Origin of the sequence: Pseudorhodoplanes sp., assembly GCA_032027085.1 — a bacterium.
Taxonomy (GTDB): domain Bacteria; phylum Pseudomonadota; class Alphaproteobacteria; order Rhizobiales; family Xanthobacteraceae; genus Pseudorhodoplanes.
Map to the genome: position 1 here is coordinate 2,107,442 of JAVSMS010000001.1, position 13,462 is coordinate 2,120,903.

Here is a 13,462-nt window from a genome sequence, read left to right on the forward strand (position 1 = left end):
TCTATTCACGCAGCCTCAGAAGCACATCACGGGCGTTGAGAAGGTCGGGGCGCACCAGCACGATGGCGGCAGCGATATAGACGGCAGCGCCGACGGCGATTCCGCCCGCAATTAGAATTTCCTGGGGAACGTAGGCTGGAGCACCGACAAGCCATGCGGTCACGGCCGCAAACATGGTTGCAGCCGCGATCGCAAGTCGCGGGAATATCGCGAGCGGCTTCAATATGTCGATTTGCGCGATGCGCTGGACGAAAAAGAGAAAAACCGGCAGCAGCACAAGATTGCAGGCGACGAGCGCCGCGATCGCTGTCTCAAGGCTGATCTGTGCGGCGGCAGTGAGCAGGATCGCCCCGAGCGCTGTGTAAGCCATGTTTAGCTTCAGGATCAGGCCAGAATGGCCGAGCGCAAGGATGGTAAACCCGCAGAGACTGTCGATCGTGCGCTGCAGGCCGAGCAACATGAGGATTTGGACGGCGACGGTGCCGCTGGCCCATTGTTGGCCGAAGATAAATGGCACCGCGACAGGCGCGATTGCGGCAAATCCTATGAATGCCGGAAAGCCGGCGATCCCGGCGATGCGCACGGTCGTGTTGAAGTAACGATCGATTTTTTCCGGCTCATCTTGAAGACGCGCCAGCGCCGGCATCGTCACTGCCATGAGGGGACCCAGGAACACCTCCACGAGGAGCTCCAGCGGCTTGCGGGCGAGCGTGTAAATGCCAACCGCATATGGTCCGAGGAATGTGCCCAGTATAACTTTCGGCATCTCGTCATTCACGAAATTCCACAGCGACTGGCCGACGATCGGGCCTGCAAAGCCAAACAGGTCACGACAGCGCGCATAGGAATATCGCAGGCGCGGTCGCCATGAACTGCCGAAGAGAATGACAGTGGTTTCCACCGTCGCCTTTGCGAGCTGCATCCAGACGAGGCTCCACATGCCGAAACCGGCGATTGCCATGACAATGCCAAGCGTCCCGCCTACAGCCGTGCCGAGCAGCGTGCGCGCGGCAAACAGACGGAAATGGAGCTGACGTTTGAGTACCGCCGTCGGCACTGCCGCAAGCGCCTGAATTGCCACAATAACGCTCGTCCAGCGGACGAGATCTTCGAGAAGTGGTTGGCCGAACGCGGCGGCGATTACACCGGAAAATATCCAAATCAGCGCGCTGAGCAGCACGCCGGTCACGGACAGGAGCCAGAAGGCGGAATCGAGATGAAGGGGCTCGATCTCCGCCCGTTGAATGAGTGCTTCAGGTATTCCTTTTGTTACCGGGACCGCGAGGATGATTGGGGCCACCATTGCAAGCGCAGTGAGACCAAACGCTTCGGGGCCGAGATGGCGGGCAAGTATGACAAAGACGGCAAACATCGCCGCCTGCCGACCCCACGTCTCGACCGCCGTCCAGGCTGCGCCGCTGATGATTTTCCGGCCGATCGACGTCATTGCGTATCTCTTTGACGCTGGTCGGGAAAAAGGATTGCGTGGTTGAACCGAAACTCGTTCGAGTGCAGAAATTCTTGCTGTAGATTGTTGCGGCTCAACAGGCTGCGATCGAGTTGAGAGACATAATTCGCAAACCCGCTACCATCCGGTTCCCGTCCGAGCAGCAGTCGATAGAGCCGGGTTACGTATTCGGAGTTGGTCAGCGCGGCCGGCAGATAATTTCCGCTGACCTCGTCGGAGCTCAGCATTTCCACGAGCATTTGCGGAACAGCCAGAGTTTTCTTCAGTGCCGTCACGTAACGCCATTGCTCGGCGGGGCTTGGCATGCGGCGCATGATGAGACAGTAGCCATAGGCCACCTGATTTTCGTGACTGAAGGCAGAACGGTTGAACGAGGCTAGATCGCAGTCGGCAGGCGCTCTTGCTGCGGGCGAGGGATGCGGGGTGAGTGTTTGTGCTTTGGGGGAAGCAGTTGTTCCGGATGTCGCCGAGGGTTCATCTCGTGCAAAGCCGCTTGCGATAAAATCCTTGACGGCGTGGTAGGCTGATTTGGGCGGGCCCGGTGTCCAGGCGCCTTTGCCATCTTTGATCAGACGAACCAAGCCCATGACGGCTTCGAAACTCGGAGCCCAGTAGGGCTCATCCATCAGTTCGTAGATGTGGGCGGCCTCCACGTTGTAAGCGTATTGATGTCGGCGCAAATGCTCCATCATCTGCACCAATCCGGCGGCTTGTTGCTGTTCGCCCTGCTCGCTACCTCCTGCATTGTTAAATTCAGTCACCCAGATCGGCCGGTTAAGCGTGACGAGGAATTTGAATGCTTCCTCAGGATCGCCTTCGTAATGGTGCCAGACGGTGATGTCCCACCTGATGCCGTCCTGCAGCATGCGTAGAAAAGCACCAGTATGTCCCCAACCGGCAGTTCCGATGGCCTTTCTGATCGTTGGATCCACGGCGCTTGTGCCGTCGGAGAGACCTTTCAGGACGGCGCTGACCTTCGACCAGCGCGGGCTGTAGTAATGCAGAACGCCGGTGCCGCCAGCAGGACCCCAGGAGCAATTATATTGGACGCCGTCATCCTGCATTTCGCAGGGCTTTATAATGGCGTAATTTTCCAACTCATTCCCAAGCTCCCAGACGCGGATGTCGTTTTTGAAACGCGACACGAGAGTGACAGCGAAATTGTAAGACTTTGCGTAGAGGTTCGCGGAGGTCTCATTGGCGAGGTCAAGCCCCGGAGTGATCACAGGCAAGATCTCGATGCCGCGAGACTTGGCTGCCTTGACGAGCCTGGCCAGTTCGGGCGCAGAACGCATGTCGGAAATATTGACCCGGTAGGAGCCTGTTCCAAGGTCTTTCACGTAATCCAGCTGACGCTCGAATGAGACACCGGGATAGCCGTTGAACGGATGCCCGTTCACGCCCCAAAGCAGGTCCGCCCGTATTGTCGTGGTGCCCATTACGGCTACGGAGATAGACAGCAGTCCAACGACAAAGGCGCGGTTGAAAATAGATAGGTTCCAAATATGCTCCCGCGCGATATGGGGTGGCCTGGATTCAGGTTCCACCGACGCCTGCTGCAGCCACCGGGAGGTCGGCAGTAATCCAGTCGTGGGGCTCTGGTGTTCCACGTATTTCATCGCGGATTCACCTGGATCGGCCTTTGCGAGCAAATAAGAAAACGCCGAAATATTCGGCGTCTGGGTCGCATCGAATGATGCGAATCTCGGCTGATCTGGACGCATAAAGGCCAGCCACCACCGCGTTCAGATCATAGCAATACATGTGCATCGGTGGATCGGCGTGTCCGTTCCGAAGCAGATTGGTTGCCTGGACCAGTGTTGGAAACCATGTCTTGAGTCCTTCTTTCACTTTTGAAAAGAACGGCCTCATGGGAATAATCGGAAATTGAATGCATAGAACTCCGCCTGGAAGCAGCAATTCCCACATCCGGGTAACGAGCGCAAAACCGTGACGCGGATCTATATGCTGCAGTACGTGCATGCTATGCACGAGGTCCGCCGAGGGCGCGAGCGTATCGAGCGCACTTGCGAAACGCACATTGTCGAGGCGTCTTTCTTCCGCGGCTCTGCGCGCTTCTGCGATCATTCCATCGGAAATGTCGACGCCGATTGCGCTGCGGTAATGACTCGCAAATGCCACTAGGCAACGCCCGACCCCACAACCGAAGTCCACCACCGTTCCGGTTTCATGATTGGGAGCAAATAGATCGAGTTGCTGAACCACTCGTGCAACGTCTTGCTCGCCGGTTGCATAGAACTCCGCGTAACGCTCGGCGTTCATTTCACCGCAGCGGTAGCGGGGATTGGAAAGCACCCCAAAGAATGGATCAATAGATCCGAAATTCCGCCAGACTCTGTCCGTGTTAGCCGACATTATAATCACCTCAATCCATGTCGCTACCTGTCGCTGCTTCTGGTACGTGCTCCGCTCAACTAGTTCCTGTTGACGTGACGTGACCGCGCGAGACTTGCTGTCGACACGCTATAACCGTTGCCAACGAGACGAAAAACAGAAGACCCGGATCTGCGCCACCGCCGGCGATCGCAGCGGCCATGAGCCACAACAAGGCAAAAGCACGCACACCGTCATGAATGGCGACTATCTCGAGATCGCTCCGGGCCGACTTCTGGCCGAGCCCTCTCATGAGATCCACGACAAGCGCAGCCATAAGGAAGGCGCCGATCGCACCGAACTGAGAAAGAACGGAGATAATCCAGCTCGAAGACCGCGAACTACCAAGGCCTATTCCCAGTCCTGCCGTATCGAAAAGCGACTGCAGACTTTTCAGATTCCAGTAGGCGCGCTCTTGTCCCGAAAGTGACGACGATTTGTTGAGTATCGTCGCCTCGAACAGCTTTATGACGGGCGCAAATACTTCTGAATTGTACAGATAGATCGCCAGTGCGATCGTAACGCAGAGAGACACCAGTGCGACCAATATCAGGTCCTCTCCCGAAAGGCGTCCCACCAAGATCGAACGAATGATGGAGGCGACAAGTGGTAGTGAAATGATAGTGAGTCCGACATACGCCGTGGTCGACGTGGAAAGGGCAAGAAGAACAATCAACGCAATCGACAGCGCAAATGCCAAAAATGATCGCGTCCTTCGCCAATAGGTAGACGTGAATGCCAGACAAGCGAGAGCGACTCCGCCGAACGCCGATGCTTCAGAATATCCGCCGGCGATACGAAAGAAGCCGGCCTCTTCAACATTGGTAGCCAGCGCATAACTTGCGCTGCGGACAGGCATGAGAACGTCGCCCGCTCCAATGAGCTTTCCCGTTAAGTCAACAAAGCCCAACGCGACATGCAGAACACACAGCGTGAAGAAACCGCGCCGGATCATCTGCAACTTGTTCCGACGCGTGAGAAGAATACTGAGTGCGAGGAAAACCAGCGCCCCAAGACTGAAATAGCCAGTCTGGGTGATATTGCCCGATACGGGCGCGAGAGGCAATTCGAAGACTTCACCGCTAACCCGGGAGGGGACAAAGGCGGTGGTTTGGCCGGCGAAAAGCCGAGGAAGAATAATTGCTCCGAGGGTCGTGTAGAGGATAAGACTGCCTATGATCCATGGAGCCCCTGATCTCGTTAAGGCGACACCAAGATCGTGTAAGGCATGTCGACGAAGCGGAATTGACACCAGCAAAAGAGCTGCAAAGACTGTAAAGATCAGTGGAGACGCGCCTCCCAGCGATTCGATTGTCGCAATCGCTGTAGATCCAAATGCGAAGGAAGCGATCAGTGCGACAATGACCGTTGCTCGCTGGTAATAGCCAACGATTAAAAGCCCGGCGCAAACAAGAGCTCCGACGACGAAAATCTGCATGGCTTAGGGCTCGTCGGCTCTTCCGGCCGGCATTCGCCGAAAACTTGACCTCACAGCGGCGGCAGTCATGCTCCAATGCGATCCTTTTCATGTGACGAGCGTGTCCACACTCTTTATCGGGTCAGCCGACTCTGCTTTCATGGCGCCGTTTCAATGGAGATATCATTGTGCTCTGGGCACTGCTTGCAGTCAGTGTAGCGGGATTACTTCTTGGATTCTGGTTCCGCGCGCCAGCTCTTGCATCCGCTGCGGCAATAGTCGCAATGATGAACATCGCCGTCGCCCTTGCTGGAGATTGGCCCTTACAAAGGGCAGCTATGTCGGTATTAATATTGCTGGTAGGGCTGAGCTGTGCATACCTGCTCGGGCTTCTTGGCTCTTTCACGTGGTCAAAGCTGAAGAAGAAGTTCGGCGATGGCTGACTAGATCCCAATTCTGAAGTAACTCGATTGAACGGACGCGACGTATTGCAAACTTGTGCGCAAGCAGAAATCCGGGCGCGCCGTTGGTCGCTAGGCGGTTTCATCGAAGTTTGTCAGGACAAAAACTGTCTTGGCGAGAATGATGATATCTCCCCAAATGGACCAATTTCTTATGTAAGCGCAGTCGAGGGCAACACGCCGCGCATAGTTGACATTGCTTCTGCCGCTCACCTGCCAGATGCCTGTCAAGCCTGGCCTTGCCTTGAAATAATCTTCGGAACTGGCGCCGTATTCTTGCAATTCTTCCAAGACAATCGGTCGTGGCCCAACGCAGCTCATTTCGCCGCGCAAGACGTTGATTAGCTGAGGCAGTTCGTCAAGGCTCGATTTCCGCAGCAAATGGCCCAGGACAGTAACGCGCGGATCACTTCTTAGCTTCCTGGTTCGATGCCATTCTTCCGCAGCCTTTGGGTCGTTTGCGAGATGCAGACGCAACGCTTCTTCTGCATTACGGACCATGGTGCGGAATTTATAACACTTGAACAGCTTCCCGTTATAGCCAACGCGGGGGTGGGCAAATATCGTCGGTCCGCCCATCGTCAACTTGATCAGTCCAGTGATGATTACCAACAAGGGCAGAAGCAATGTGATCGCGCAGAGAGCGATCGCGATATCCATGGCTCTCTTTGGCGCGCCTCCGAGAGGCACTGAGGGCGGCGCGCGGCGAAAATTGGCGGATACCGTGCCTTGCTGATCGGCCGAATAATTTGATGCAGCTGCAAATGGTTTCATTTCGTAGACTGCGAAACGGAGTGGCTCCTCTTGCTTTGCTCTTAGATAAACGTCGTTCGCACTTGCGTGGCTGAGTGGAGAAGCCTCGCTCACTTGGCTTGATCCGGTAGCTGGTTTCGAAACGTGAAGCCTCATGGCTAACACCTGCAGCCAAATTTACGTCAGTATTTTCTCTAGCGGCAGGAGTAGCAAGGCGTGCAAAGGGAGTAGTGCCATTCAAGCGGGCAACGCCCCTTAATGCTTACGCACGTAAATTGCTTGAGTTGGAGCTCATACTTCCTGCTTGCAGGAGGAGCTTTGCGCGGAGCAACTTTGTTAGTCAGAAATGCTTCTTTAACGAGGCGCCGCTGGTGCCGCTTGGCAGATAGTCAGCGTCCGCGCTATCAGTCGAGCTTTATAAGCAGCGATCCGACCTGATGAATGGGACCATCGATTCTGAGTCATCTACTGGTGGGGCGCAGCATATCATTGGTCATATAGGCAACTTCGGTTCTGTTCTTGGCCTTGAGCTTCTTCATGATGTTTCTGATGTGTACCTTGACGGTGCTTTCCCTCAGGTTGAGTTCGTACGCAATAATCTTGTTTGATTTTCCTCGTCGTAGTGCCTCAACCACTGCGGTCTGCCTCGCGGTGAAAGGACCATTGTCCACGTGCGCTGATGACGTAATGTGTTTTGTGGACGGTCGCATCGCTACAAGGCTGCTTGCAGGCGCAAAAACGCCCCCTGCTTTGACGAGACGCATCGCTTCGACGGCAATCTCAAGAGGAACGCTCGTCGGAATGTATCCGCGCGCTCCGTTATTCAGCGCTCTGATAATTTCATCGGGCTCCTCGACATCAGAAAGGATAATTGTCGGCAGTGGATTATGCGATTGCGCAAGCAAGGAAAGATCACGACGCATCTCCGCCTCGTCTGGCTTTCCTGCGACACACAACACGACAAACGAGGCCAAAATGCTATCGGAAACGGCCAGCCAGCTGTCGACGCTTGGAAAGGAATTTACGTTATGTCCCGATATCAGCTTTAAGCTGCGCGTCAGACATTCGCGGACAAAGGCCCTCTTTTCAATAACGACAATGACAGGGGCCAGGGGCTCATCTGTCGCGACATCTATTTCGGACCGTGACCCTAAGTCCCTTAGCCCAGAATTAAAACCTAGTGAATCTTGGTCGAGCGGTTTGATGGAGGAATGCATCCAGGAAATGTTGAAAACACCGGTGTCTTCGTTTCTGAGATTGCGCATGACGCCCTCACAAATTGAAATTTTGCTGTCCCGGCCGCAATTTGTCTCCTACATGTTTGAAAGGTTACTGCCTTCTTAACGCCATGTTTACTATATCTTTTGGCCACCAGGTTACCGCTTTCGGGTCGTGGCAGGGTGCCGACCTGGACAAAAGAGCAGGAGAACCGAAGTCGAATAGCTCTTTTGATGCGGTAGAGAGCTAACTTATGGCGACGACAAACTACCTATTGCGGACTTATGGCCCTCTTGAGTTGTTTGTTTATGGACCAATGAGTTGTTTGGGAATGAGTTATTTGTTTACGGATCAAGCATGGCCAGATCAAAGGAACAGTCAGCTGAACTCCTGCGCGAGCAGTTAGGGCGGAAAACAAAGTGCGCAGAAGTCACTTCTTGGGCGGTCGGGCGGATTGAAGGATCCCAGGTCGTTGCTCTTCAACTTAACGACGGTACGCCATTTCTGCTGAAAGCGGCGGAGGCAAAAAAGATTGCCGCGGCACTCCGGAGCGAGGCTGACATCGTCTCCAAGCTCGAAGCTAACCCGAAAAAGCGGTGATTGAGAAACTGCTGACGAGTAGCTTAATGTTCTAAGCATCCACCTCGGTACCTCAGATCTTACAATTTGTTTCTTTTCACGTGGATTGCCCCAAGCTGATCCGTTTAAGCAGCCATGCATCTGATCCGTTGTTCGGGCACAGCACTTTGTCTGAGAAGACGTATCCGGGCTTGCTTTTGTCGCCGTATCAGTGACCAGAAAATCCTGGGCTACCTCGATCGATTGTTATGTTCGCGTACCGCCAAGACTGTGTCGCGTGATAGCAAGTGCGAAACCAATCGTGAGTCCAATCAGCAGTGCCAAGGCCAGCACCAACGTGGTTCGCGGATAACTTTTGGCAAGCGGTCGTGCGGCAAGCGTAATGACTCGTGCATCGGAGACAGGATAGGACTGCCGCTGAACGGAAGCGGTATAAGCCTGAAGGAAACTCTCATATATCTTGCGATACGTCTCGGCCGTCGTCTCGAGCTCCTCAAGCGTGGGTTTCTTTGGGCCAACATCGATGTTCGTATTCGAATCTTGCAGACGATTAGGCTCAGTAATATCTTCTGGTCTCACGTCGACACTGTAATCGTGCTTTGCCCGAAACGCCTGAACTCTAAGTGTCGCGATATTCATCTGTGCCCGCAGTTCGGCAAGACGCACCTCTAGCCATCTACTGGCTTGTCGTGCCGATTCCGACTTCGATTCAATCTGATCACGTAGATACGCTTCCGCTGTCGCGTTGGCGATGAGGGCAGCTTTTTCTGGGCTCGCAGACGAAAATGCGATTTCGATGGCATACGATAGGCCCACTCGGCGAATGACTAAGCCGGCGCTGAATGCTGTGATGGCGCCGCGCGCCTTAACAAAAGTTGATTCCGCGTTGTTCTCTTCTGGTGCACGCCACGCCAATAGCTTGCCAATGTTCAATTTCGAAGCGTCCTGAAATTCGGGGTCGTCCTCAAGGCCAAGTTTTGCAATTACGGCCGCAGCAATTTTCTCTGATCGCAAAACAGCGATGTGACTTTCAACCTGGGCTGAATCCAGAGAGAAATTCACTTCTCCAGTTTGCTCACGAAGTATCGGTGTCTTGGGATCAATGAGTATCTGAGATCGGGCGATGAAAATCGATGTCGCGAAGAATAAATACACGCACGCAATAGCCACCGAAAGAAGCAGTGGACCGGCTATTGTCCAGAAATATTGTCGAATGAACCGATTGATGTCGGAGAGGCTGATGAATTCTCCGGTCTCAACAGCTTTCGTAATTGGTATCCGGTGTAAGTGTGGTCGCCCTGTTGTTACGCGCTCTTGCATGAGTCCCGCTCAGAAGTGCTGAAAATTGAGGTGCTTGACGATGCGGGCTGAAATTGTCTCATTGCAGAGATGGCGGGCATCGACAGCATTTTGCGCCCGTTGTGCCGGCCTCACTGTTATCGGATTACCGCTGGCCATGACTCGGCGCGCAATCTTCAAAAGGCGCTCTGATCCAATTGTGAGATCGGCGTGGATGTTGAGAATAAGATCACACCGAGCGCTCTCGGAATTGCCGTTCACCGGCGCGCGTCCGAATTGCGCTACGAGATACTCGGCGATGAAAGTTGGCATCAGCGCAGGTCGACCACGCACTAAATATCCCAACCAGGCGGCGATCAGCAGCAATTCGTGGAAGATTACAAAATCCCGATAAACATATGCGCCGTTGAAGCTCGCATAGAGACTTGCAATGAGCGCCTCCGGCAAACTGAAGCGATCATTGGTTTGATCTGGGGTCCCAGTCTTGGTTAGCGAGTCGCGTAAGATCCGGTCCAGACATGCCAGAACGGTCAACTCAAAGATCCAGACATCGCGGTTAGCATCTATTTCCGGACCTCGCTTTTCTCTTACAGGTCCGACGAGAGAGCGCAAGACTGGCGAGTCGCCATACAGTTCCGGAAATGCTGCCTGTCCCTCAGCCCAGATCTGATGGAAGGGGAGGGCGGTTATGGTGCCGCTCTGGGCAATTATGTCACGTACCTGTTTTGATACATTTGTGCTGCCGCGCAGGGTCGATGACAGCATCTGTACCGCCCAATGCAGACGGGCGCCAAGGGCGCGGCGCAAGTACCGGCTTGGGCCGATCGCGCCGGCTCGCGTTCCTGTCCCAACCTCGGACGCGAGCGAGGGAATGAGAAATGCGAGTTCATCTTCCGATACGCTATCCCAGGTGCAGCGGTACCAAAGCGTGGATAGTGATTGCTCCGCTAGACCGTCACCCCAAATAGGCCTGGACGCCCGGCTGTTCCATCGGCGACTTGTTGCGGAAAGTCCGCGGTATGCGTGTCGGAATGCAGAGCCGACTCCAAGCATGACACTGTCGCATCTCTCGATGGCAATCTCCGTGCAGGTTAGGCGGTTCGTTCAGATCGGTGAACGTCTTCAAAAGTAGTAAGCAACGAACGACTCCGGCCCAAGGGCTAAGCGAGTGCCATGGATCGTGATTGCGGGCTGAAGCATCAAGCATGAGTCTGAGTAGTTGTCTCTGCTTCTGGACCTTCCTGCTCCGATTCGATGTTCCGACGGCATACCACGTTGTGCGTATGCCTCAGTCCTTTGCAGGAGCGCGCATTCACATGCAATTCTCCGAATTCGGAGGCTTTTCTGAAGTGCGGCTTACCGTAACATGCCACATTGCACAGAGGGGCTCACGCAGGGAGACATGCGTATTGAATGGGATTCCTTGGAGAAGACGGAACAACCAGCGTTGCGACGTGTCGCATCGACATGGATTGATGAACAGGAAGGTGTAGCCGGATATCCCCGGCGTGCAACTCTCCATGGTGACATGCATTGAGCGCGAAGGTTCAGGTTCGTTGCCGAACGGCGCCGGATCGTTTCTGCATAAGACGCGCGACCAACTTAAGACACGCCCCCGACGTCAGGCCGGCGGCAGCCATTCGATGCTGTGTTCTGCCGGATTGCGCGAAAACTTATTGAAACGGAAACGTGTCTTGGTCACCGGCGGAGCCGGCTTTGTGGGGTCACATATTGTCGATCTGCTTGTCCAGATCGGATGCGACGAGATTATTATTATCGACAATATGACGACCGGGCGGCCCGAAAACCTGATCGGATCGCTTCAATCTGGCAAGGTGAAGCTTGTCGTTGGTGATATTCGAAACAGATTGCTGCTCAAGGAACTCATCGATGGCGTCGATACCGTTTTTCATCAAGCCGCCCTTGACACTCTTCATTGTATAGTCGAGCCGCGGCTTGCTCTGGAGGTCATGGTTGACGCTGTGTTTAACCTCCTTGAGCAGTGCGTTAGGGCGAGCGTTCGTAAGATCGTCACGGCCTCCTCCGCATCGGTTTATGGCATCGCCGATGTTTTTCCCACGACGGAGCACCACAATCCCTATTCCAATCGAACGCTGTTCGGCGCAGCGAAATGCTTTGGCGAAGGTCTCATGCGTTCGTTCAACGAAATGTATGGAACGGATTACGTCGCCCTGCGCTACTTTGACGTCTATGGGCCCCGGATGGGTAACAAAGAATTCCATGCGAAGGTCTTGTTCCGCTGGACTGAGCGGGTAGCCGCCGGTTTGCCGCCGATCGTCATAGGCGCCGGCTCCCAGACGATGGACATGCTACATGTGAATGACGTTGCCAGGGCAAACATCCTCGCCGCAATTTCACCCGTGTCGGATATCGCGCTTAATGTCGGCAGCGGCAAGGAAACATCGCTCCTGAATCTCGCCCGCATTCTGGCGCGGGTCATGGGCCGACCGGACCTGGAGCCTGTATTTTGGGAAGGACGTACGAATTTAGTGGCTCGGCGCGTCGCCGACGTAGATGCTGCGCGCCGTACCATCGGCTTCGAATCCAGCGTTTCACTGACGGATGGGTTGGAGGGTTTTGTCGAGTGGTGGCGCGGACGCTCAGTCACTCCCCAAGATGCGCTTGGGTAACCGCGAGATTGGAGGACACGCATGTGGGGTCAAGTTAGATCGCCGCACGTGATCGGCACCCCCTTTAGCTCGAGCGTTTCCTTGTGGCCAAATCCCTTTTTGTTGTCGATCAGAACAATGCGTTCGGGATCTAGACGATAAATCTCTCGCCGGACAAGGATTGCGTCGAAGCCAGAACGGCAACCGATGCGGATTCCGTCGCGCTGGCGCCGCCACTCACTCCTGCGCGACAACCGAAAGCCGCGACCCCCGCATTGTCCCTCTGCAACCCAGAGGTCCTCCAGAAACTTCCTAGCCACCAAGGCCGCAAAGCAGCGTAGAATGCGGACAAGCCCCGCCAAGCGGGTCCACAATCACCCCCGGGATTTGTTTGCTGCCATGAGTGAAGAGATCTGGCGCGGGATGACCCGCGAGGAACTGGATGCCGCCTACAACAACACTGCCGCGGTCAAGCACAGCGCGGCCACCCTTGCCGACTGGACGCGCCGCAGCGCCGATTTGCGCGCCGCGCATCCGGAATTGCTGAACCTGTCCTACGGGCCGCGGCCGCGCAATAAGATCGACCTGTTCCGCTGCGGCAAGTCGGGCGCGCCGCTCTTTGTTTTTATCCATGGCGGATACTGGCAGCGCAATTCCAAGGAAATTTTCTCATGCATGGCGGAAGGTCCGCTGGCGCACGGATTCGATGCCGCCATTATCGGCTACACATTGGCGCCCGAGGCCACGCTCACTGAGATCGTCGCCGAGACGCACGCCGCCATTCGCTGGCTGCGGAGCCAAGGTCCACGTCATGGCGTCGGCAATGCAGCGCTGGTGGTGTCAGGCTGGTCGGCGGGCGGGCACCTTGCCGCGATGGCGATGTCATTGGAAGAGGTCGATGCCGGCTTTCCGATCAGCGGCATCTTCGACATCGAGCCCTGCCGCCTCAATTACCTGAACGAGAAGCTGCGACTGAGCGAAAAGGAGGTAGAGACGCTCAGCCCCATTTACCATCTGCCGAGAGAATCCAAGCCGATGATTATCGCATTCGGCGCATCGGAATTGCCCGAGCTGCAGCGCCAATCGCGGGACTATGCCAAGGCGCGCGGCGAGGCCGGGCTTCCGACGCGCCTCCTGGCGCTAGCGACGCACGACCACTTTTCCATTCTGGAAGAGCTTTACAAACCCGGCGGCAAGCTCACCGCCGCGCTATTCCGCCTGTTACATGCGTGAGGTGAGGTTG

At 55.3% G+C, this 13,462-nt stretch carries 11 protein-coding genes; 3 read left to right on the forward strand and 8 right to left on the reverse strand.

Annotation, left to right across the window (positions count from 1 at the left end; translation table 11 throughout):
* Position 1 precedes the first annotated feature (1 nt).
* The 6 genes from RO009_10275 to RO009_10300 all read right to left on the reverse strand — a co-directional run bounded on the left by RO009_10275 (position 2) and on the right by RO009_10300 (position 7,758).
* The gene (locus RO009_10275; GenBank protein ID MDT3685414.1) at positions 2-1,447 is read right to left on the reverse strand and encodes a lipopolysaccharide biosynthesis protein; all 1,446 of its coding nucleotides are present in this window, start codon (positions 1,445-1,447) and stop codon (positions 2-4) included.
* Positions 1,444-3,087, reverse strand: a complete 1,644-nt coding sequence (locus tag RO009_10280) for a DUF4214 domain-containing protein (GenBank protein MDT3685415.1) — start codon at positions 3,085-3,087, stop codon at positions 1,444-1,446. Before RO009_10280 ends, RO009_10275 begins: the two co-directional genes overlap by 4 nt.
* Positions 3,088-3,094: 7 nt before the next feature.
* The gene (locus RO009_10285) at positions 3,095-3,844 is read right to left on the reverse strand and encodes a class I SAM-dependent methyltransferase (protein MDT3685416.1); all 750 of its coding nucleotides are present in this window, start codon (positions 3,842-3,844) and stop codon (positions 3,095-3,097) included.
* 55 nt (positions 3,845-3,899) lie between these two features.
* A complete protein-coding gene (locus RO009_10290) occupies positions 3,900-5,300 on the reverse strand; it encodes a hypothetical protein (protein ID MDT3685417.1) in 1,401 nt (466 codons plus the stop codon).
* Positions 5,301-5,812: 512 nt separating this feature from the next.
* Entirely contained in the window at positions 5,813-6,514 is a 702-nt protein-coding gene (locus tag RO009_10295; GenBank protein ID MDT3685418.1) for a sugar transferase, read from the reverse strand.
* Between the two features lie 440 nt (positions 6,515-6,954).
* A complete protein-coding gene (locus tag RO009_10300; protein ID MDT3685419.1) occupies positions 6,955-7,758 on the reverse strand; it encodes a response regulator transcription factor in 804 nt (267 codons plus the stop codon).
* Between the two features lie 310 nt (positions 7,759-8,068).
* On the opposite strand from RO009_10300, the gene RO009_10305 reads away from it, so the two are divergent.
* Positions 8,069-8,311 carry a hypothetical protein gene (locus RO009_10305; protein ID MDT3685420.1) on the forward strand — a complete coding sequence of 81 codons (243 nt, stop codon included), beginning with the start codon at positions 8,069-8,071 and terminating at the stop codon, positions 8,309-8,311.
* Positions 8,312-8,536: 225 nt separating this feature from the next.
* On the opposite strand, the gene RO009_10310 is transcribed toward RO009_10305, so the two are convergent.
* Positions 8,537-9,610 (reverse strand): GNVR domain-containing protein, encoded by a 1,074-nt coding sequence (locus RO009_10310; protein ID MDT3685421.1) that lies wholly within the window; start codon positions 9,608-9,610, stop codon positions 8,537-8,539.
* Between the two features lie 9 nt (positions 9,611-9,619).
* Entirely contained in the window at positions 9,620-10,354 is a 735-nt protein-coding gene (locus RO009_10315) for a hypothetical protein (protein MDT3685422.1), read from the reverse strand.
* Between the two features lie 911 nt (positions 10,355-11,265).
* Between RO009_10315 and RO009_10320 the strand changes: the two genes are divergently transcribed.
* A complete protein-coding gene (locus RO009_10320) occupies positions 11,266-12,240 on the forward strand; it encodes an NAD-dependent epimerase/dehydratase family protein (protein ID MDT3685423.1) in 975 nt (324 codons plus the stop codon).
* Positions 12,241-12,618: 378 nt separating this feature from the next.
* Positions 12,619-13,452, forward strand: a complete 834-nt coding sequence (locus tag RO009_10325) for an alpha/beta hydrolase (protein ID MDT3685424.1) — start codon at positions 12,619-12,621, stop codon at positions 13,450-13,452.
* Positions 13,453-13,462 lie beyond the last annotated feature (10 nt).